General features: G+C 65.4%; 15 protein-coding genes. 3 read left to right on the top strand and 12 right to left on the bottom strand.

The genetic code is table 11. The annotated features are described in order from the left end of the window. Window positions 1–169 precede the first annotated feature (169 nt). The 9 genes from PPGU16_RS05100 to PPGU16_RS05060 all read right to left on the bottom strand — a co-directional run bounded on the left by PPGU16_RS05100 (window position 170) and on the right by PPGU16_RS05060 (window position 10578). Window positions 170–2338 (bottom strand): hypothetical protein, encoded by a 2169-nt coding sequence (locus PPGU16_RS05100; RefSeq protein ID WP_180721974.1) that lies wholly within the window; start codon window positions 2336–2338, stop codon window positions 170–172. Window positions 2339–2621: 283 nt separating this feature from the next. Then, window positions 2622–3335 (bottom strand): ABC transporter ATP-binding protein, encoded by a 714-nt coding sequence (locus tag PPGU16_RS05095; protein WP_180721973.1) that lies wholly within the window; start codon window positions 3333–3335, stop codon window positions 2622–2624. Continuing rightward, a complete protein-coding gene (locus PPGU16_RS05090; protein WP_180721972.1) occupies window positions 3332–4102 on the bottom strand; it encodes an ABC transporter ATP-binding protein in 771 nt (256 codons plus the stop codon). The genes PPGU16_RS05095 and PPGU16_RS05090 overlap by 4 nt, the downstream gene beginning before the upstream one ends. After that, window positions 4099–5358, bottom strand: a complete 1260-nt coding sequence (locus PPGU16_RS05085; RefSeq protein ID WP_180721971.1) for a branched-chain amino acid ABC transporter permease — start codon at window positions 5356–5358, stop codon at window positions 4099–4101. The genes PPGU16_RS05090 and PPGU16_RS05085 overlap by 4 nt, the downstream gene beginning before the upstream one ends. Next, complete coding sequence (locus PPGU16_RS05080) at window positions 5351–6289, bottom strand: branched-chain amino acid ABC transporter permease (protein WP_180721970.1); 939 nt, start codon at window positions 6287–6289, stop codon at window positions 5351–5353. Before PPGU16_RS05080 ends, PPGU16_RS05085 begins: the two co-directional genes overlap by 8 nt. A 3-nt stretch (window positions 6290–6292) precedes the next feature. Continuing rightward, window positions 6293–6757: an acyl-CoA thioesterase gene (locus tag PPGU16_RS05075; RefSeq protein ID WP_180721969.1), complete on the bottom strand. Its 465-nt coding sequence runs from the start codon at window positions 6755–6757 to the stop codon at window positions 6293–6295. Between the two features lie 30 nt (window positions 6758–6787). After that, a complete protein-coding gene (locus PPGU16_RS05070; RefSeq protein WP_180721968.1) occupies window positions 6788–7936 on the bottom strand; it encodes a 4-hydroxybutyrate dehydrogenase in 1149 nt (382 codons plus the stop codon). A gap of 146 nt (window positions 7937–8082) precedes the next feature. Continuing rightward, window positions 8083–9114, bottom strand: a complete 1032-nt coding sequence (locus PPGU16_RS05065; protein ID WP_180721967.1) for a threonine aldolase family protein — start codon at window positions 9112–9114, stop codon at window positions 8083–8085. A gap of 225 nt (window positions 9115–9339) precedes the next feature. Beyond that, window positions 9340–10578 (bottom strand): YbfB/YjiJ family MFS transporter, encoded by a 1239-nt coding sequence (locus tag PPGU16_RS05060; protein ID WP_180722552.1) that lies wholly within the window; start codon window positions 10576–10578, stop codon window positions 9340–9342. Between the two features lie 133 nt (window positions 10579–10711). Between PPGU16_RS05060 and PPGU16_RS05055 the strand changes: the two genes are divergently transcribed. Then, complete coding sequence (locus PPGU16_RS05055) at window positions 10712–11617, top strand: LysR family transcriptional regulator (RefSeq protein WP_180721966.1); 906 nt, start codon at window positions 10712–10714, stop codon at window positions 11615–11617. An 87-nt stretch (window positions 11618–11704) separates the two neighbouring features. On the opposite strand, the gene alaS is transcribed toward PPGU16_RS05055, so the two are convergent. After that, window positions 11705–14329: an alanine--tRNA ligase gene (gene alaS / locus PPGU16_RS05050; RefSeq protein ID WP_180721965.1), complete on the bottom strand. Its 2625-nt coding sequence runs from the start codon at window positions 14327–14329 to the stop codon at window positions 11705–11707. A 326-nt stretch (window positions 14330–14655) separates the two neighbouring features. Between alaS and PPGU16_RS05045 the strand changes: the two genes are divergently transcribed. Beyond that, complete coding sequence (locus tag PPGU16_RS05045) at window positions 14656–15876, top strand: CaiB/BaiF CoA transferase family protein (RefSeq protein WP_180721964.1); 1221 nt, start codon at window positions 14656–14658, stop codon at window positions 15874–15876. A gap of 214 nt (window positions 15877–16090) precedes the next feature. Here the strand turns inward: PPGU16_RS05045 and PPGU16_RS05040 are convergent, their stop codons facing one another. Beyond that, on the bottom strand, window positions 16091–16642 hold the full coding sequence (locus tag PPGU16_RS05040; RefSeq protein ID WP_180721963.1) for an RBBP9/YdeN family alpha/beta hydrolase: 552 nt from the start codon (window positions 16640–16642) through the stop codon (window positions 16091–16093). 53 nt (window positions 16643–16695) lie between these two features. After that, window positions 16696–18522 carry a gamma-glutamyltransferase gene (gene ggt / locus PPGU16_RS05035; RefSeq protein WP_180721962.1) on the bottom strand — a complete coding sequence of 609 codons (1827 nt, stop codon included), beginning with the start codon at window positions 18520–18522 and terminating at the stop codon, window positions 16696–16698. A 509-nt stretch (window positions 18523–19031) separates the two neighbouring features. Here ggt and PPGU16_RS05030 point away from each other — a divergent pair. Next, window positions 19032–20753 (top strand): glutamine--tRNA ligase/YqeY domain fusion protein, encoded by a 1722-nt coding sequence (locus tag PPGU16_RS05030; protein ID WP_180721961.1) that lies wholly within the window; start codon window positions 19032–19034, stop codon window positions 20751–20753. The last annotated feature ends 132 nt before the right edge of the window (window positions 20754–20885 follow it).

The following is a 20885-nucleotide window of genomic DNA, read 5'->3' as shown; positions in this document are numbered from 1 at the left end:
GTGGACAGGAACACGGGCTGGCGGTGTGAGCCGCTTTCTTTTGCCTACTTTTCTTTGCGGCGGCAAAGAAAAGTAGGTGCCGCCCCGCACAGGGGCAACGCTTGCGAACCAATAACATCTAGCGGATGCCAGCGCAAAGACAAGCCCCCCTGGCGTCGCAGACAAAAAATCAAAACCGCCCCGCCAGATCAACAACCAGCCCCCCATCCACCCCCATCAAGACCTTACCTTCCGCCACATCACGCCGATAGGCATAAAGATCAAACCGCATAGGCTCTGCACCAACGCGCGCCGAATCGCGAATCAAGGTCCGCCCATTCACCACCAGCGCGTTGAACATCTTGACATCCCCAGCCTCGATCCACACAAAGCTGGTTCCGGCACCAGCCGGCGGCCGCGCAACAGGCACCCCCACCTCACGTTTGAAACTCAGCACAAGCCCATCATCGGTAACCCGCGCGCCCGACAGGCGCCCCTGCAACAAGGGCGGCGGAAACACCGCATACTGATCGAACACGAGTTCATTCCCCTCCAACGCCACACCCTTACGCCGAAATGGCGTCAACGCCGCTAGCGGCACATCGAGCGCCCGTAACATCCCCGCCTGCGGCACGCCAAGCACCTCCACCGACTCCGGCCGATACACCAGGTGCCGCTCGTCACGCACATCGATCGTGCCGCGCATCGTCGTCGGCAGCCATACGCCTGGGAAGTGATTCCACAACTTGATGCCGCCCTTCACCTGCAACCCGCCATCGACAGGCGTCAGCTGCAGATCATTCAGCGAACGCGGCGTGTAATCGAGCAGATAGTCGTTGAAGAGCGCCGCCATCGCCGGCCACGGCTCGACCACTTCGCCGCCAATGATGCGAATGTCGTATTGCGTCGGATCGTCGAGGTCGACGGGCTGGCCCGGGTGCTTCGGCACCATCTGCGCATCGAGCGAACGTACGTGAAAGCCGATCCGCCCCGATACGTAAAAGTCCACGTTCTGCACATGAATCAACGGCGCGGGCCCGGACGAGCTTCGTTCGTCCTGCTGTGCGCTCCCCTTCAACGCCGTTGATCCATTGAAACTCACGGGCACTGTGCGCGCCGCCGCGTTGAGCAGATTCGGCGGCACACGCTGCCATTGCGCGCGCGCCACGGCCAGTGAAGCCTGCTGCTCACGGATGAAGCTGTCATTCAATTTCGCACTCGCGCTGCCGACGCCGACACCGACACCTCGCATCGTGTCGCGCGACGCACTCGCCAGCGCCGCATACGATGGCAGATGCACGGTCAGTGCGCCCGCTTCGTCGAAGGTCAGATAGCCCGCCGCCATCTGCTCCCGGTAGCGATACAGATCGAGCACGAACGGTGCGTTCGCGTCGATCGGCGTGATCGCCATGTCGATGTTCATCGGCATCGAGCGCATGAACTTCACGTCGCCGCCTTCGATCAGCAAACCACGCGCCGGCATCGAGGCGGGCCACGCAATGTCCTTCAACGTGTGATCGTCGAGCGTGAAGCGCACGCCGTCGGGATGGATCGCGATCCGCTCGATCGTCATGTTCAGTGCAGGCGGCGGCGTCAGCTTCGCGACCTGCATCACCACGTCGTCGCCATCGAGGCGCGCAACGGGCGTGTCCACTTTCAACAGATCGGCCATCTTCACATGCGCGGCCTGCATCAGCTTGTCCGCGCCGACACCTGCCACTTCGACATGCTCCGCGTGAAACGCCATCTCGCTCGCGTTGCGCATCGACAGCGTCCCCGTCAACACGATCGGCACCCAGCCGCCGCGCTGCATTTCGCCCGTGATGCGCAGACGCCCTTCTTCCGGTACGACGCGCATGTTGCGCAATGGCGAGCCTTGATACTGGAACAGGTAACGGTCGAAAATCGCAGTCAGCTTCGCGCTGTCGAGCGTCACGTCGCCGCGATGCACGTCGATCGTCACGCTGCGCGGATCGTCGAACACAATCGGACTGCCCGGGCGCGCAGGCACCAGCGACGCCGCCATCTGCCCAATCTGAAAACCGATCTCACCCGTCACGCGAAAGTCGACATCGCGCGCGAACATCATCGAGCCGTCGATGCCCGAATCGCGCAACGTCAACGGTCGCGCGCGCTTTGCGCTCATGCCGCTTGCGGACGGCACGCGGTTCGCCACGGCCTGTTCGTTCGATAGCTGCTTCTGCTTGGCGGCTTCAATCGAAGGCAACGCGGACGATGCAGGCTGATCCGCCGCCGCGTGCGTTGGCGACGCTTGCGACGCGGCGGAATTGGCATCGGCACACGCCGACACAATCAGCGATGCATACAACATCGCGGTTGCCGCAACGAAACGCGTCATCTCGCTTCGCAGAGATCCGCTTCTGCGTAACGATGCGCCGCTCGCTCGCCGCGCGTCGCAACGCGCGCGTATCTCGTCGTTCATGTCTCCTCCCTCGTGCCGGCGTCTTCGATGATTGTCTTTGTTTGGCCACGCGCTGCCGACAAGATTTCTGGAGGACGCTCACCAAACGCGGGAGCGTTTGAACTGCCTCGGACGGTCAGCCGCAAAAGCCCGCCGCACGGCGCTTTGCGCGACGGCAGGCATTCGAGTCAAACGGAGAACGAAGTGATGCGATGCGGAATCAGCCCACGCCGAGCCATTCGCGCGTCACGTCGGGCCGCGCGCGGAACGACGCCAGCGAGCCGTCGAACACGATCTCGCCATGTCCCATCACGGCGATACGGCTCGCAATCCGGTCTGCGATCACGAGCCGCTGTTCGATCAGGAGCATCGCGACGCCGCGCTCGCGCAGCAGCTTCAGTGCTGCTGCAAGTTGCGCGACGACCTGGCCCGCGAGCCCTTCCGTCGGCTCGTCAATCACGACGAGATCAGGATCGCCGAGCAATGCACGCGCCACCGAAAGCATCTGCTGCTCGCCGCCCGACAATCCACCCGCCTTCGTGCGCGCGCGTTCGCGCAGCACGGGAAAGAGCGTCTGCGCGTCGTCGGGTGTGAAGCGCGCAGCGCGTTTGCCGTTGCGCGGCTTGATGCCCAGTTGCAGATTTTCGTGGACCGTCAGCGTCGGAAATACATCTCGCTGTTCGGGCACATAGCCGATGCCGAGCCGCGCGATCTCGAATGCGCGCCGACCTTCCAGCGACTGTCCCGCAAAATGGATCACGCCCTGCGTGCGCACGAAACCCATGATCGCCTTCGCCAGCGTCGAACGTCCCGAACCGTTGCGGCCCGCAAGCGCAACGGCTTCGCCCGCTTCGATACGCAAGTCCACGCCGTGCAGCGCCTGGCTCGCGCCGTACCACGCGCGCAGATCGCGAATCTCCAGCAATGGGTTCATCCCGCGGCTCCCTGTGCGGCGTCGCCGATATCGCCCAGGTACGCCGCGCGCACGACAGGATCGGCGCGAATCGCGTCCGGCGTGCCCGTCGCAATCACCTCGCCTTGCACGAGCACGCTGATGCGATCCGCGAGACCGAATACGACGTCCATGTCGTGCTCGACCATCAGCAGCGTACGGCCCGCCGTCGCCGTGCGGATCAGTTCGACCGCGCGCGCCGCCTCGGCGCGGTTCATGCCCGCCGTCGGCTCGTCGAGCAGCAGCGTATGCGCGCCGCTCGCCAGCGCCAGCCCCAGATCGAGCGCGCGCTGGTCGGCATAACTCAGCGTCCCCGCGATCACGTCGCGGCGCTCGGCGAGACCGACGGCTTCTAAAACCTGCTCGGCGTGCCCGTCACCCTCGCGCGTCGCGGTGTAGCGCTGCCACCAGCGCATGCGGTCGCGATTGGCGATCTGCGCGGCGCAACGCAGGTTGTCGAATACGCTGAGCTTCGCGAAGAAACTCGTCGTCTGAAAACTGCGCGCGAGTCCGCGACGGCAGATCGCCGCGGGCGCAAGACGCGTGATGTCCGCGCCATACAGTTCGATGCGGCCCGCGCTCGGCCGCGCCGCGCCTGCGATCAGATTGAACAGCGTCGACTTGCCCGCGCCGTTCGGACCGATCAGCGCGTGGCGTTCGTGCGGCTCGACCATGAGATCGACGCCGCGCAGGATGCGCGTCGCGCCGAAGCGTTTGTCGAGACGCCGCACGGCAATGGCGGGAATCATTCGCTGACCTCCGCGCGCGTTTCGACGTCGAGCTTGCCGTCGATACGCGCGGCCACGCGCATCGACAGCCAGCCGATTGCGGCGAGGCACAGCACGGAGGCCATGAGCCATAGAGGACCGATCGTCGCGAAGCGACCGCCGCTCTCTTCGGTGCCGAAGCGCTGCGCGTACGCCCATTGCACGCACAGCACGACGGCAAGCGACCACATACAAGCGCTTGCGATGCGGCAAGCAAACCACGGCAGGCACACGCGCCAGCCATCGCGCGCGATGCGTGCAGTTTGACGCCGCATCCATCCCGCGATGCCATCGGGCGCGCCCACCACCACGACCACGAAGAACAGCCCGAGATACAGGAGCCACGCGCGCGTCGTGCTCGCCACCACGACGCTGAAAAACGTCAGCACGACGGCCCCCGCCACCGGCCCGAAAAACACCCCGCTTCCGCCGATCACCGTCGCGATCAGCACCGACCCCGAGCGCAGCATGCCGACGCTTTCCGTCGATACCAGTTCGACGTTGATCAGGCCGAGCGTGCCCGCAATGCCCGCAAAAAACGATGACCACACGACGACTTCATATCGCACGCGGCGCGGAAAGCAGCCGATGGCCGCCGCGCGAACCGGGTTGTCGCGCACGGCATTCGCGAGCCGCATGAACGGCGTGCGCGACAGCCGGTACATCGCGATCACGGCAAGCGCGCACCACAACGCGATCAGCGCGTACGCTTCGCGCGCAGGCCCGAAGGTCAAGCCCGGCACCGCGATGCCCGCCGTGCGGTCGATCGCGACGCCCGCTTCGCCGCCGAACCAGTCGGGCAAGGTCCACGCCGCCGCCGCGACGAGTTCGCCGATGCCGAGCGTGATCATCGCGAACGCGGTGCCCGAACGGCGCGTCGCAACGAGACCATAGAGCGCGCCGAACAACGCGCCGCCGAGCCCGCCCATCAACGGCAGCAGCGGCAACGGCACGCCGACGCGATTGAACAGCTGCGCGGCGATCAGCGCGCCGATGCCCGATGACGCCGCATGCCCGAACGACAGCAGCCCGGCGCCGCCGAGCAGCAGGTTGTACGACAGCGCGAACACGATCATCGCCGCCGTCTGCGCTAGCCAGGCGACGAGCCAGCTTTGCGTCGATATGCAGGGCGGCACGATCAGCAGCGCCGCGAGCGCCAGCCACGGCAATGCAGCGTGCCATATCGGTCGGCGCGGCGAGGCAGGCTGCGCATCGTGCGACGGGTTCAGATCACGCATCGTCGTCGCGTTGTCCGAAGAAGCCGCGCGAGCGCACGGCGAGCATCGCGACCAGCAGCAGATACGGCACGAGCGGCGCGAGTTGCGCGAGCGTCAACGCGCTCCACGCAGCGGGCAGTGCGTTGTCGAAGTCGCCGAACAGCTCGCCGAGCGGAATGTCGGTAGCGACCGCGAAGGTCTGCACGCAGCCGATCACGAGCGACGCCACCAGCGCGCCGCCAAGCGAACCCAGTCCGCCGATCACGACCACGACGAACACGATCGATCCCACCGATTCGGCCATCGCCGGTTCGAGCACGAACAGCGGCGCGCCGATCACGCCCGCCAGCGCGGCGAGCGCCGTGCCCGCCGCGAACACGCCCGTGAAGACGCGCGGCACGTCGTGACCGAGCGCTTCGACGGCTTGCGGATGCGTGAGCGCCGCACGCACGATCAGCCCCGCTTTCGATACGCGCAGCACCGCGTGCAGCACGGCCAGCATCGCGACGGCGACGGCCATCATGAACGCGCGATAGCGCGAGAAGGCAACGCCATATACGTCGAGCAGTGGACCATCGAGCGCTTTCGGCACGACGGCGCTTAGCGCCTGCAAGCCCCACACGAGCTTCACGCCTTCGCCGATCAGATAGGCTGCGCCGAACGTCAGCAGCAACTCCGCCAGATGCCCGTGCGGCCGCACACGCCGCAGCAGCCACCGTTCGAGCGCCGCGCCCATCAGCCCGACGACGAGCGGCGCGACGACGAGCGCCCACCAGAAACCCATGCGTGCCGCGACGGAAAAGCCGACATACGCGCCGAGCATGTAGAAGCTCGCATGCGCGAAGTTCAGCACGCCGAGCATGCTGAAAATCAGCGTCAATCCCGCTGAGAGCATGAACAGCAGCAAGCCGTAGCTCACGCCGTTCAGCGCATCGAGGACGAACGACTGCACGCGTCAGCCTGCCTGCGCGTCTTGCACGCCTTCCACGACGAGCAGCGGTTCGAGCGCCGCGCGCAGCGTGTCGGGCAATGCGACGGGACGGCGCGTTTCGCGATCCACGTACACATGCACGAAATGCCCTTGCGCGGCGGGCGCCGCGTCGCCTTCCCTGAACAGCCCCACTTCGTAGCGCACGCTCGACGTGCCGAGCCGCACGACGCGCAAGCCCGCATCGATGCGATCCGGAAACACGATGGGCGAAAAGTAGTTGCACTGCGTCTCGACGACGAGGCCGATCGTCGTGCCGTGCTCGATATCGAGCACGCCGCTGCGGATCAGATACTCGTTCACGACGGTGTCGAAGTAGCTGTAATAGACGACGTTGTTCACGTGGCCGTACACGTCGTTGTCCATCCAGCGCGTGGCGATGGACAGGAAGTGCGGGTAAGCCGTGCGCGGCGCGGGAGCGGGTTTGTTCATGTCGTATGCGGTTGGATGAAGGGACGGCGCTTACATCGACTCGATCAGCATCCGCCGATAATTGTCGGCCGTCGCTTCGCGCGGATTGGTCTTGTGGCAATGATCGGCGAGCGCGCCCTTGATGACCTTGTCGAACGCGCTTTCGTCGACGCCCATCTGCTTCAGGCCCGTCGGCAGTCCGAGGCGCGCGGTCATGTCGTGCAGCGCTGCGGCGAGATCGGCGTTGTCCGGCAGATTCATCACGCGACGCATGCGCGCATAACGGCGGTTTTCGACGACGGACGGCGCGCCCTCGTTGAAGCGCAGCACGGCGGGCAGCACGACGGCGTTCAGCGTGCCGTGATGCAGCGACGTGCGCCCGTTCACCGACACGCCGCCGAGCGGATGCGACAGCGAATGCACGCAGCCGAGTCCTTTCTGGAACGCCATCGCGCCCTGCATCGACGCGCTCATCATATGCAGGCGCGCGTCGCGGTTCTGGCCGTCGCGCGTCGCAAGTTCGATGTTCGCCCACGCGCGCTCCAGACCGTCGAGCGCAATGCCGTCGGCAGGCGGATTGAACGACGGCGCGAGAAACGTTTCGATGCAGTGCGCGATCGCGTCCATGCCCGTCGCAGCCGTCAGCGACGGCGGCAGGCCGAGCGTGAGACCGGGATCGCAGATCGCCGCCTTCGGCAGCAGATGCCAGGAATGGAAGCCGAGCTTGCGGCCATCGTCCAGGATCACGATTGCGCCGCGCGCCACTTCGCTGCCCGTGCCCGCCGTGGTCGGAATCGCGATCAGCGGCGCGGCCTTGTCGGTGATCTTTGCGCTGCCGCCTTCGATCGTCGCGTAGTCCGTCATCGTGCCCGGATGCGTCGCCATGATCGCGACGCCCTTGGCCAGATCGATCGACGAGCCGCCGCCTATCGCCACCAGCCCGTCGCAGCCTTCCTCCCGATAACGCTGCGCAGCCGCCATCACCATCGCTTCCGTGGGGTTCGACGGCGTGTCGTCGAAGATGGGCACGCCGGACAGTTTCAACGCGTCGATTGCCTGCTGCGCGACGCCCGCCGCCATCACGCCCTTGTCCGTCACCACGAGCGGGCGTCTGATGCCCGAGCGCTCGCACTCCGCCGGCAACTGCGCGAGCGCGTCGTAGCCGAGATGAATGTGCGTCAGATAGTAGATGTAGGCCATGGCGATGCGTCTCCGTTGTTATCGAGGATTCCGTGCTCGCGCCGTCCGAGACGGCGTGAGCGCCTGACTGCGACCATCACGGCAGCGGCTGCGCGTTGCCGTTTTATTGTTCCGTCACCACTCGCCCGGCGTTCAACGCACGCAAGTCAAGCGGCGCACAACTCGCGGACTTCCGCGACGAAGCGCTCGACCGTTTCCGGCTGCGTGTCCCACGCGCACATCAACCGGCAGCCGCCCGCGCCGATGAACTCGTAGAACTTCCAGCCGCGCGTACGCATCGCCTTCGCGACCTGCGGCGGCAGTTGCGCGAACACGGCGTTCGTTTCCGTCGGGAACATGATGCTGACGCCCGGAATTTCCGCGAGGCGCGATTCCATCAGTTGCGCCATCGCGTTCGCGTGGCGCGCGTTGCGCAGCCAGACATCGTTGTCGAGCAGGCCGAGCCACGGCGCGGAGATGAAGCGCATCTTCGAGGCAAGCTGTCCCGCCTGCTTGAGGCGATACGCGAAGTCATCGGCGAGCGCGCGATCGAAGAACACGACCACCTCGCCCACGGGCAAGCCGTTCTTCGTGCCGCCGAAGCACAGCACGTCGACGCCCGCGCGCCACGTGATCTCCGACGGATGCACGTCGAGCGCGGCAACGGCGTTCGCGAAGCGCGCGCCGTCCATGTGCACCTTCAGGTGGCGGCGCTTCGCGATCGCCGCGATCGCGCGAATTTCCTCGACGCTGTACACGGTGCCCACTTCCGTCGATTGCGTGAGCGTGACGACCTTGGGCTTCGGATAGTGGATATCGGCGCGGCGCGTGACGACGGCTTCGATTGCATCGGGCGTGAGCTTGCCGCCGACGCCCGGCGCCGTCAGCAGCTTCGAGCCGTTCGAGAAGAACTCAGGGCCGCCGCATTCGTCCGTTTCGATGTGCGCCAGTTCGTGGCAGATCACGGAGTGGTAGGACTGGCACAACGACGCCAGCGCCAGCGAGTTCGCCGCCGTACCGTTGAACACGAAGAACACTTCGCAGTCGGTCTGGAACAGGTTGCGCAGACGGTCGCAGACTTGCTGCGTCCACGAGTCGTCGCCGTAGGCCGGTTCGTGGCCGCTGTTGTTGGCGGCGATCAGCGCTTCGAGCGCCTCGGGGCAGATACCGGCGTAGTTGTCCGACGCAAAATGTTGCATGGCAGGCGGCGCACCCGGCGATGGGCGCGCAGAGATGACTGGAAAGCGGACATTTTAGTGCGGCGGGTGCTGAATTTGTTTCTGACGGGCTGATCTGGCGGGATTGGGGCGTTTGGTGAGGTTGAGAGGCTGTGTGTACGTGAGTCCGTCCACAGACAGTAGAAGGGAGAGGTGAGCGTCGTTGCGGGTTCGTCGCGATGCTTGCGGACGTTGTTTTACGTCCGCTCAGCCGCGCAATAACGGCCGCAGCACCGCCACCACGACGAGACCCACGGCTCCGGCGAGCAAACTGAGCGCCGCCAGCCACAACGCCAGCGTGAACGAACCGGTGTGCGCGGCGATCGGCGCGGCGACGAGCGGCCCCGCGATCTGCCCGAGGCCGTAGGCCGCCGTCGCATAGCCCATCAGTCCCGCCGCGTTGTCGCCGTGCAACCGGCGCGCCTCGCGCATCGCGAATAGCGTGATAGCCGTAAACGGCAAGCCGATCAGCGCGCTGCCGAGCGCGAATCCGCCCGCCGTCGGCGACACGATGCCCGCGAGAATGCCGAGCGCCTGCAGCACGTAGCAACCCGCCAGCAGCGTGCGGTTGTCCCAGTGCGCCGGCAGACGCGCGCCCGCCAGCGCGCCAACCACCAGCGCGCCGCCGAACATCGGCCAGAACAGGTCGGGCCACGGCGAATCCACCGGCAACGCAGCGCGGGCGATCACGGGCAAAAACGTGGCGGTGATGATGTAGCCGAAGCCAGGCACGCCATAGAGGACGATCAGCCAGAGAGCATCCGCGCGATGCAGATGCGCGCGATGCCGATGCGCGTCAGTCTGCGTCGACGCGTCCTTGTCCGCCGATGCGCGTGCGCCCGCCTTCGCCGTCGATGCCGGCTCGAACGTGCGCCACACGAGCACCGTCAGCACGGCCGATAGGAGCCCAAAACCGATCCAGCCCGCCGACGCACCATATCCGCCCGCCGCGCTGACCAGCAGGCCCGTCGCGGCGATGCCGAGGCCCGGACCTGTGTAGATCACGCCGCCCCACTCGTTCGCGCCGAGTTCGGCAAGCCGGCGCAAGCCCCATTGCGACGCGAACACGAAGGTCCACGCGCTGATCGCGCCCGCGACGAAACGTACCACCGCCCACACCCAGAACTGATGCGTGACGCCCATCGCGAGTACGAGCAGCACAGTCGACGCGAGACCCGCGTTTACCACGCGAGCGGCGTCCATGCGCAGCGCGACGCAGCCGATCGCGCCGAGAAAGTACCCCGCGTAGTTGAGCGACGCGAGCCAGCCGCCGTGTCGGATATCGAGTTCACCGCCACGGAGCATCAACGGCAACAGCGGCGTAAAGGCGAAGCGGCCGACGCCGAGCGCGACAGCAAGCGCTGCCATGCAGGCGAGCGCGGCGCGGCGCGCGGCATGAGGTGAAGCGTGGTTTTGCTGGAGGGTATGGGTGGCGAAATCGTTCATCGATGACATGGCGGTGGCCCGGCGTTCCGGGATCGGACAGCACGGGAATGGTTTTTTTCACGACCATCGTATCTTGACCATTCGATCTCATAAAATGAATAATACGGATAGGTTTAATCTCACGGAGAGATCAATGGATCTTGCCGCCCTGACAATCTTTCGCGCCGTCGTGCGCGAAAACGGCGTGACGCGCGCTGCAGCGAAGCTCAATCGCGTGCAATCGAACGTGACCACGCGTATCAAGCAACTCGAAGAGCAGTTGGGCACCGAGCTGTTCGTTCGCGACGGACGGCGGCTCGTGCTGACGCCCGCGGGCGAAACGCTGCTGCCCTATGCCGAACGGCTGCTCGCGCTCGCCGACGAAGCCCGCCACGCAGTCAAGGACGCCCGTCCGAGCGGACGCCTGCGGCTGGGCACGATGGAGAGCGTCGCGGCGACCCGGTTGCCCGGACTGCTCGCGCAGTACCACCAGACGTGGCCCGACGTGGCGCTCGAACTGGAGACGGGGACGACGGGCAAGCTGATCGAGCGCGTGCGCGAATTCGAGGTGGATGCGGCGATCGTCGCGACACCGCTCGATCCCGGCTGGATCGGCGAGCTCTTCGAGGTCGTGCCCGTGTTTCGCGAGGAACTGGTGATGGTGTCGCCGCGCGGTCATCCTCCCATCCGTCATGCGGGCGATATTTCGCTTTCGACGCTGATCGCGTTCGAGGTGGGCTGCGCGTACCGCACGCATATCGAGAAGTGGTACATGGAGCACGGCATCCGGCCCGCGCGGGTGCTGGAACTCGGCTCGTATCACGCGATCGTCGCGTGCGTGGCGGCGGGCGCGGGCGTGGCTTTCGCGCCGCGCTCGGTGCTGGCACTGCTGCCCGAATCGGACGATATCGCCGTGCATCCGCTCGCCGAGCTAGGCAGCATCGAAACGCTGCTGGTCTGGCGACGCGGCCATTTCTCGTCGGCACTGAATGCGTTGCGCGGGATGCTGGTCGCGAGCGGGAACGTGCAGGAGAAGCCGGCGGTCGAGGTGGCTGCCTGAGTAACCCAAACGCACAAAAGCAAAAAGCCGCGAGTCTCATCGACTCGCGGCTTTTTCGTTGATGCGAATGCTACGTGACGCGAAGGCTTAAAGCTGCGCTTCGACCCAGCCCTTCACGCCAGCCAGCGCTGCCGGCAGATTGGCCGGCTCGGTGCCGCCCGCCTGCGCCATATCCGGACGGCCGCCGCCCTTGCCGCCGACCTGCTGCGCGACGAAGTTGACCAGTTCACCCGCCTTGACCTTCTTGCTCGCCTCGGCCGTGACGCCCGCGATCAGGCTGACCTTGCCGCCTTCGACGGACGCCAGCACGATCGCCGCGCTCTTGAGCTTGTCCTTCAGCTTGTCGACGGTTTCGCGCAGCGTCTTGACGTCCGCGCCTTCCAGCGTCGCCGCCAGCACCTGCACGCCGGAGACCTCTATGGCCTGGCCGGCCAGTTCATCGCCCTGGCTCGACGCAAGCTTCGACTTCAGCGCGCCCAGTTCCTTTTCCAGCGATTTCACCTGGTCCTGAACCATCGAGATACGCTGCGTCAGTTCCGACGGCTGCGCCTTCAGCGCCGCGGCCGCTGCGTTGATGCGCGCGTCGAGCTCCTGCACATAACGCACCGCGTTGTCGCCGGTGATCGCTTCAACGCGACGGATGCCCGCCGCGACGCCGCCTTCCATCACGATCTTGAAGAAGCCGATGTCGCCCGTGCGATGTACGTGCGTGCCGCCGCACAGCTCGCGCGAAAAGCCCAGATCCAGCACGCGCACTTCGTCGCCGTACTTCTCGCCGAACAGCGCCATGGCGCCACCCTTCACCGCTTCGTCGTACGGCATCACCTGCACGATGCCCGGCGCGTTCGCCAACACTTCCGCGTTGACGATGGCTTCGACGCGGCGGATTTCTTCGTCCGTCATCGGCGCGTTATGCGCGAAGTCGAAACGGGTCTTGTCGGCGTCGACGAGCGAGCCCTTCTGTTGCACGTGGCCACCGAGCACTTCGCGCAGCGCCTTGTGCATCAGGTGGGTAGCCGAGTGGTTGCGGGCCGTGCGTGCGCGGCGGATCGCGTCGATCTCAGCCTTCACGACGTCGCCGACCTTCAGCGCGCCCTGTTCCAGCGTGCCGTGGTGGCCCACGACGTCCGCCTGCACCTTGAGCGTATCGGCGACGGCGAAGCGCACGCTCGCGTTCGCCAGCACGCCCTGATCGCCGACCTGACCACCCGATTCCGCGTAGAACGGTGTGTGATCGAGCACGACGACGGCCTGCTGACCCTTCGTCACTTCGTTGACGGACGCGCCGTCGACATACAGCGCCGTGACCTTCGCGTCGTCGAAGACGATCTCTTCGTAGCCGTGGAACGTAGTCTTCGCGCCCGAGTATTCGAGGCCCTGCGCCATCTTGAACTTGCCGGCCGCACGCGCCTGTTCGCGCTGACGGGCCATGGCTTCGTCGAATGCCGGCTCGTCGACCGTCACTTCGCGCTCGCGGCAGACGTCCGCCGTCAGATCGAGCGGGAAGCCGTAGGTGTCGTGCAGCTTGAACGCGACTTCGCCGTCGAGCGTCTTGCCGCCCTTCGCTTCCAGATCGGCCAGCGCGCTTTCGAGGATCGACATGCCGTGCTCGATGGTCTCGAAGAAGCGCTCTTCTTCCTGACGCAGCACGTCCGTGACGCGCTGCTCGGCGTCTTTCAGTTCGGGATACGCGCCGCCCATCTGCGCGACGAGATCGGCCACCATCTTGTGGAAGAACGAACCCTTGCGGCCCAACTTGTAGCCGTGGCGGATCGCGCGGCGCACGATACGGCGCAGCACGTAGCCGCGGCCTTCGTTGCCGGGAATCACGCCGTCGACGATCAGGAACGAGCACGCGCGGATGTGATCGGCGATCACCTTCAGCGAGTTGTTCGACAGGTCTTCGACGCCCGTTTCGCGCCCGGCCGCCTTGATCAGCGCCTGGAACAGGTCGATCTCGTAGTTGCTGTGCACGTGCTGCAGCACGGCCGCGATACGCTCGAGACCCATGCCCGTGTCCACGCACTGCTTAGGCAGCGGCGTCATGTTGCCCTGTGCGTCGCGGCTGAACTGCATGAAGACGAGATTCCAGATCTCGATGTAACGGTCGCCGTCTTCTTCAGGCGATCCCGGCGGGCCGCCCCACACTTCGGGACCGTGGTCGTAGAAGATTTCCGAGCACGGGCCGCACGGGCCGACGTCGGCCATCTGCCAGAAGTTGTCCGATGCGTAGCGCGCGCCCTTGTTGTCGCCGATGCGGATGATGCGCTCTGCCGGCACGCCGACTTCCTTCTCCCAGATGTTGAAGGCTTCGTCGTCTTCCTGGTAGACCGTGACCCAGAGCTTTTCCTTCGGCAACTGGTAGACGCCCGTCAGCAGTTCCCACGCATAGTGGATCGCGTCGCGCTTGAAATAGTCGCCAAACGAGAAGTTGCCGAGCATTTCGAAGAACGTATGGTGACGCGCCGTGTAGCCGACGTTTTCCAGGTCGTTGTGCTTGCCGCCCGCGCGCACGCTGCGCTGCGAGGTCGTAGCCCGCGAGTACGGACGCGATTCGGTGCCGAGAAACACATCTTTGAACTGCACCATGCCCGAATTGGTGAAGAGCAGCGTCGGGTCGTTGCCGGGCACGAGGCTCGACGAACGGACGATCGTATGGCCCTTCGATTCGAAGAACTTGAGGAATTTCTCGCGGATTTCGGCGGCTTTCATAGCGTGCTTTGGGGACGGTCCTGGCTTGAGCCGACGGCTGCGGAAGACTGACCGGCCGTCGCAATAGATTGTTTCCTGAACGGTCGATTATACGGGATCGGCGCTGTCGCGCGGCACCGTGGCGCGGGCGGCGCACGGTGTTGGCCATCCGGCCAGGTCTGTCTCCCGAAAACGCCCGGAACCCCGGCTGTCATTCGTCCTATGCCGTCGGGCTGAGTAGGTCGAGCGCGCCCAATCGCTTAAGATGCACCACATCGATTCAATCGGGCAGCGCCCGCGCGGCGCGCGCTTCATCACATTGGACACATTGGAGACGTAGACAGAACATGGGTGCACTCAGTCATATCCGCGTACTGGACCTTACCCGCGTGCTTGCCGGTCCGTGGTGCGCGCAGACGCTAGCCGATTTCGGCGCCGACGTAATCAAGGTCGAGCGGCCGGGCGCCGGCGACGACACGCGCCACTGGGGGCCGCCGTACCTGAAGACGCCGGAGGGCACGGACACCCGCGAAGCCGCCTACTACCTCGCGGCGAACCGCAACAAGCGCTCGGTGACCGTCGATATCGCCACGCCCGAAGGGCAGCAGATCGTCCGTGAACTGGCCGCGCAAAGCGACGTCGTGCTGGAGAACTACAAGGTCGGCCAGTTGAAGAAGTACGGGCTCGACTATGAGTCGCTGAAGGCCGTGAAACCCGACATCGTCTACTGCTCGGTGACGGGCTTCGGTCAGACGGGGCCGTATGCGCAGCGCGCGGGCTACGACTTCATCGTGCAGGGCATCGGCGGCTTCATGAGCATTACGGGCGAGCGCGACGGCCAGCCAGGCGGCGGACCGCAGAAGGCAGGCGTGGCGATCGCGGACCTGATGACGGGCATGTACTCGAGCGTCGCCGTGCTGACGGCGCTCGCGCACCGCGACCGCACGGGCGAAGGCCAGTACATCGACATGGCGCTGCTCGACGTGCAGGTCGCCATGCTCGCGAACATGAACTCGAACTACCTCGCGAGCGGCAAGCCGCCAGCGCGCTGGGGCAACGCACACCCGAACATCGTCCCCTATCAGACGTTCCAGACGAGCGACAGCTGGATCATCGTCGCCGTAGGCAACGACGGACAGTTCCGTAAGTTCGTCGAAGCGGGCAACCGCGCGGATCTGGCCGACGACGACCGCTTCGCGACCAACCCGGAGCGCGTGCGCAACCGCGAAACGCTCGTGCCGATCCTCGCGGAGATGGTCCGCACGCGCAGCAAGCACGAATGGATCGACGCGCTCGAAGCGGCAGGCGTGCCCTGCGGCCCGATCAACGATCTGGAAGAGGTGTTCGAGAACGAGCAGGTGGTCGCGCGCGGCATGGAGGTTCAATTGCCACATCCGTCGGGCGGCACCGTGAAGCTGGTGCGCAACCCTATCCGCATGAGCGCGACGCCGCCCGAGGCGCAGGCCCATCCACCGACGCTCGGCGAGCATACGGAAGCGATCCTGCGCGACGTGCTCGGATATGACGATGCGCGCATCGACGCGCTGCGGGGTAAGTCGGTGATCTGACGTGGTGAGGCCGGGAGGCGGCTTGCTTCGGTTGGCTTGCTTCGGTTGGCGGGCCGCGGTTGGCTTCCTGCCGTTGGCGCACTGCAGTTTTGAAGGCTTTCCGGCGAACAGCGGCACCGGCACACGCCGGCTCCAGCGTGCGGCGGCAGAACAAGGCGCGCCCGTCGTCCGGCACCCAACCCTCAGTGCCTGAGTCGCGCCGCCCCGCCGCGACTCACGCCATCGAAGCCAGCCAGCCCTGCCCTTCGTCCCAGTCGCCGAGGCCGCTGTCGGCGTTGATATGGCCGCGCGGGCCGATGTTCTCCCAACGGCTGCCCCATGCCGCCGCGCAGGCCTGCGAGAACGGCACGCCGCCGTACGGATCGTCGGTGCTCGCCACGACGATCGACGGGAAAGACAGCTTGTTCATCGGTACGGCATCGAACCCGACCGCATCAGCGGGAAATCCTGGACCGGCCGGATCGGGCACCGCGACGAGCAGCGCGCCCGCGACTTTCGCCAGCGCATCCTGTGAAGCATGGTGGGCCGCCCAGAACGCGACCGTCAGGCAGCCAAGGCTGTGCGCCGCAAGCAGAACAGGCGCTTTTTCAGCAGCGACGGCAGCGTCGAGCGTATCGCACCACTCATCGCAAACGGGATGGTCCCAGTCGCGCATCGGCACGCGCGAGAAGTTCGGATAACGCGCTTCCCACCGGGTCTGCCAGTGCCCCACGCCTGAGTTCATATAACCCGGCAACACGATCACGTTCTGCTGCTCCAACTCCATTCCTGTTCCCCGTTCGTTGTGAGTTGTCGAAATGCGGCATCGCGCCGCGAGCGCTATTGAATCACACGGCCGACGCCGACGCCGCGCGGATCGGCAGCCGGTTGCGGGGTCGTGCCGTCGATGCGGATCATCTGGACGTCACCGTTGAACGTCTGGCCCTGCAGCGTGTAGCCGCGCGTCTTCAACTGTTCGGCGAGTTCGCCGTCGATGGGATGGTACGGCTCGAAGTAGATCGTCTTCTGCGGCAGCAACTGATGGTGAAAGCGCATCGCGGCGAGCGCGTCGGCGGGCGGCATGTTGAAGTCGTACAGGTTCGTCATCACCTGGAAGATCGACGTGAAGATGCGCGAACCGCCCGGCGTGCCGATCACGAGCGACACCTTGCCGTCCTTCGTCAGGATGGTCGGCGCCATCGATGACAACGGCCGGCGCCCCGGCGCGATCGTGTTGACGTCGCCGCTCGTCACGCCGAACTGGTTCGCCACGCCGGCTTTGATCTCGAAGTCGTCCATCTCGTCGTTCAGCACGAACCCGCCGCCGTCGACGACCACACCCGAGCCGAACGGCCCGTTCAGCGTGTACGTGTTCGACACCGCGTTACCCCACTTGTCGACCACCGAGAAGTGCGTCGTCTGCGCCTTTTCCGGCATCGAGTCGCCGAGGCCCGGCTTGACGGGCACGGCGCCCGGCACTTCGTCAGGCGTGATGTCCTCGACGCGCTTCGCGAGGTAGGCGTCGTCGATCAGCTTGTCGACGGGCACGCGGTACGAATCGGGGTCGCCCATGTACTGCTGGCGATCGGCGAACACGCGGTCCTCGATTTGCGACACCAGATGGATATACGGCTCGGAATTCAACTCGACCCCGTCGAACTGAGGCTTCAGGTCCGCCTTCATTTTCAGCAACTGGATCAAGCCGATGCCGCCCGAACTGGGCGGCGGCGCGGTCACGATCTGATAGCCGTTCCAGCTGGCCGTCACCGGCTGCCGCCACACGGCCTTGTACTGCACCAGATCCGATTTCGTGAGCAGGCCGTGCCCGTACATCTGCCGTGCGATCAGATCGGCCGTTTGCCCTTCGTAGAACTCGCGGCCGCCATCGGATGCGATTCGCGTCAGGGTCTGCGCGAGCTCGGGCTGGCGGAACACGACGCCCGCCTTCAGGTTCGAGAAATACGCATCGAAATTGGTCTTGCCGCCGAAGTTCTGCGCCGCGAATTCGCGGCGCTTCTGCAGCCACGGCTCGACGGGGAAGCCGTCCGTCGCGTACTTGATGGCGGGCGCGAGCACCTGCTTCCATTTGAGCTTGCCGAAGCGCTTCTGCGCTTCCCACATGCCGTCGACCGTGCCCGGCACGGCCACCGCGCGATGTCCGACGAGGCTCATGCCCTTGATCACGTTGCCCTTGTCGTCGAGATACATGTCGCGCGTCGCGCTCTGCGGCGCTTTCTCGCGGTAGTCGAGAAAGTACGGCTTGCCGTCCATGTACACCGTCATGAACCCGCCGCCGCCGATATTGCCCGCATCCGGGTACGTGACGGCGAGCGTGAAGGCGATCGCGACGGCTGCATCGACGGCATTGCCGCCTGCCGCGAACATCTGCTGGGCGGCGTCGGCGGCGTAGCGGTCGGGCGTTGCGACGGCTGACGCGTCGAGCACGGGCTTCGGCTGCGCCGTCTTCGCGTCGACGGCGGGCGAAGCGACCAGGCTCGCGAACAGCGCGCCCGTCAGCGCGAGCGTCGTGGCGAAGCGCGCAAACGCGCCACGCGCAACGACGCGGCCGGCGCTGGAACAGGAATCGGCGTAGGCGCCCGCATGGGATTCGGCATGCATGTCGGCGCCGGAAAGCGCGCGAGACGCGCGCAACATCGGAAGGGACATCCGAGGAACTCCGGGATAGATGGACCTGCCCGCGTGTGCCCGGCGGCATGGGGCGGCCGGATCGCGGCAAGGACAGGTCGCGTGAAGCGGTGGGACGGGCATCGGATGCCCGAGCCCACGACAGAATAACGGAAACGCAGCGCCTGCCGAAAAACGGTGCGCCGGACGCAGCCGGCGGCGAAAGCGCCGCTCGAGGCGCGGGGCGAGGCTCGTGCTCGCCGCAAAGCGCAACGGCAAACCACCCCGCTCACCCGCGGCGACGCAGACCGGCACGGCCGCGGCGTGGGGCATGGCGCGCGACGCATGCTAAGCGTCCGCACCACACCGGGCCAACGCAATTTACCTCCTGTTACAGCGCCGATTGCGCCCCGGAAATCCGCGGATCTCCGTCACTGTCGGCTGCGCGCCGCATCGCGCAAGCCTAAAGACTGTCGTCGAAGGTGTCGTCAGGTAGAATTGACAGACTAACGGACGCATATAGTGTCCAGGACCGACTTTCTCCTTCTCGCATGAACAACGATCGCAAAGACGCCGAGCGCAACGAAGCGCCCGTTTCGAATTTCATCCGCAACATCATCGACGACGACAACCGCTCCGGAAAGTGGGGGCAGCGGGTGGAAACGCGCTTCCCGCCGGAACCGAACGGCTATCTGCACATCGGCCACGCGAAGAGCATCTGCCTGAACTTCGGCATCGCGCAGAGCTACGGCGGCGTCTGTCATCTGCGCTTCGACGACACGAACCCGGAAAAGGAAAGCTTCGAATACGTCGACTCGATCGTCGACGCGGTGAAGTGGCTCGGCTTCGAGTGGAACGCCGAAAGCAAGGAGCACCTCTACTTCGCGAGCGACTACTACGACAAGCTCTATGAGTTCGCCGAGTTGCTGATCACGCGCGGCAAGGCGTATGTCGACAGTCAGACGGCGGAAGAGATGCGCGCGAACCGCGGCTCCGCAACGGAAGTCGGCACGCCGTCGCCGTTCCGCGAGCGCAGCGTCGAAGAAAACCTCGACCTGTTCCGCCGTATGAAGGCGGGCGAGTTCAAGGAAGGCGAGCACGTGCTGCGCGCGAAGATCGACATGTCGTCGCCGAACTTCAACATGCGCGACCCGGTGATCTACCGCATCCGCTTCGCCCACCACTACCGGACGGGCGACACGTGGTGCGTCTACCCGATGTACGACTACACGCACTGCATCTCGGACGCGCTCGAAAACATCACGCATTCGCTGTGCACGCTGGAGTTCGAAGACCACCGTCCGCTGTACGACTGGATCCTCGACGAACTCGCCGAGGCCGGCATCTTCACGCGTCCGCTGCCGCAGCAGATCGAGTTTTCGCGTCTGAACCTCACGTACGCGATCACCAGCAAGCGCAAGCTGCTGCAACTGGTGAACGAAAACCACGTGGACGGCTGGGACGATCCGCGCATGCCGACCATCGTCGGCGTACGCCGCCGCGGCTTTACGCCGGACAGCATCAAGCTGTTCTGCGAGCGCATCGGCATCACGAAGGTCGATTCGTGGATCGACATGAGCGTGTTCGAAGGCGCGCTGCGCGACGATCTCGACGACAAGGCGCCGCGCGCGACCTGCGTGCTCGATCCGTTGAAGCTCGTCATCGACAACTATCCCGAAGGTCAGACGGATGCGTGCAGCGCGCCCGTCCATCCGCATCATCCGGATCGCGGCGTGCGCACGTTCCCGTTCTCGCGTGAATTGTGGATCGAGCGCGAAGACTTCATGGAAAACGCGCCGAAGGGCTATTTCCGCCTGTTCCCGGGCAACAAGGTGCGTCTGAAGTACGGCTACGTCGTGGAATGCACGGGCGTCGACAAGGACGAGAACGGCAACGCGATCGCCGTGCACTGCAACTACTTCCCGGACAGCCGCTCCGGCACGGAAGGCGCGAACAACTACAAGGTCAAGGGCACGATCCACTGGATCAGCGCGACTCAGGCCGTGCCCGTCGAAGTGCGGGTCTACGATCGCCTCTTCAAGGAAGCCCAGCCCGACGCGGGCGGCCGCGATTTCCTCGAGGCGCTCAATCCCGATTCGAAGCGCATCATGCACGCCTACGTCGAGCCGGGTCTGGGCGAGGTCGAGCCCGAAGCACGCTATCAGTTCGAGCGTCACGGCTACTTCGTCGCCGACCGGTATGACACGAAACCGGGCAAACCCGTATTCAACCGGATCGTCAGTCTGCGCGACAGTTGGGGAAAGCCGGCGTAAGCTGATTGTCTGGTTGGGTCACGACGGCAGGCGACGCATTCAGCGCGCATGCCGCCGTGTCCTGCGACGGACATCGCTATGCGACGGCATGTCGATGCAGCCGGAGTGATTGCTGCCGGCCCAGGGGGAACG

Origin of the sequence: Paraburkholderia largidicola, assembly GCF_013426895.1 — a bacterium.
Lineage (GTDB): Bacteria > Pseudomonadota > Gammaproteobacteria > Burkholderiales > Burkholderiaceae > Paraburkholderia > Paraburkholderia largidicola.
Note: the sequence above shows the minus strand (reverse complement) of the source record. Positions and strands in the feature narration are given on the sequence as shown.

What these genes read in the sequence shown, in the direction of transcription:
- PPGU16_RS05090 (WP_180721972.1), bottom strand. Translation starts at nt 4,102, where the DNA reads ATGATTCCCGCCATTGCCGTGCGGCGTCTCGACAAACGCTTCGGCGCG.
- PPGU16_RS05040 (WP_180721963.1), bottom strand. Translation starts at nt 16,642, where the DNA reads ATGGAGTTGGAGCAGCAGAACGTGATCGTGTTGCCGGGTTATATGAAC.
- PPGU16_RS05065 (WP_180721967.1), bottom strand. Translation starts at nt 9,114, where the DNA reads ATGCAACATTTTGCGTCGGACAACTACGCCGGTATCTGCCCCGAGGCG.
- PPGU16_RS05095 (WP_180721973.1), bottom strand. Translation starts at nt 3,335, where the DNA reads ATGAACCCATTGCTGGAGATTCGCGATCTGCGCGCGTGGTACGGCGCG.
- PPGU16_RS05085 (WP_180721971.1), bottom strand. Translation starts at nt 5,358, where the DNA reads ATGCGTGATCTGAACCCGTCGCACGATGCGCAGCCTGCCTCGCCGCGC.
- alaS (WP_180721965.1), bottom strand. Translation starts at nt 14,329, where the DNA reads ATGAAAGCCGCCGAAATCCGCGAGAAATTCCTCAAGTTCTTCGAATCG.
- PPGU16_RS05070 (WP_180721968.1), bottom strand. Translation starts at nt 7,936, where the DNA reads ATGGCCTACATCTACTATCTGACGCACATTCATCTCGGCTACGACGCG.
- PPGU16_RS05060 (WP_180722552.1), bottom strand. Translation starts at nt 10,578, where the DNA reads ATGAACGATTTCGCCACCCATACCCTCCAGCAAAACCACGCTTCACCT.
- ggt (WP_180721962.1), bottom strand. Translation starts at nt 18,522, where the DNA reads ATGTCCCTTCCGATGTTGCGCGCGTCTCGCGCGCTTTCCGGCGCCGAC.
- PPGU16_RS05045 (WP_180721964.1), top strand. Translation starts at nt 14,656, where the DNA reads ATGGGTGCACTCAGTCATATCCGCGTACTGGACCTTACCCGCGTGCTT.
- PPGU16_RS05100 (WP_180721974.1), bottom strand. Translation starts at nt 2,338, where the DNA reads ATGACGCGTTTCGTTGCGGCAACCGCGATGTTGTATGCATCGCTGATT.
- PPGU16_RS05030 (WP_180721961.1), top strand. Translation starts at nt 19,032, where the DNA reads ATGAACAACGATCGCAAAGACGCCGAGCGCAACGAAGCGCCCGTTTCG.
- PPGU16_RS05055 (WP_180721966.1), top strand. Translation starts at nt 10,712, where the DNA reads ATGGATCTTGCCGCCCTGACAATCTTTCGCGCCGTCGTGCGCGAAAAC.
- PPGU16_RS05075 (WP_180721969.1), bottom strand. Translation starts at nt 6,757, where the DNA reads ATGAACAAACCCGCTCCCGCGCCGCGCACGGCTTACCCGCACTTCCTG.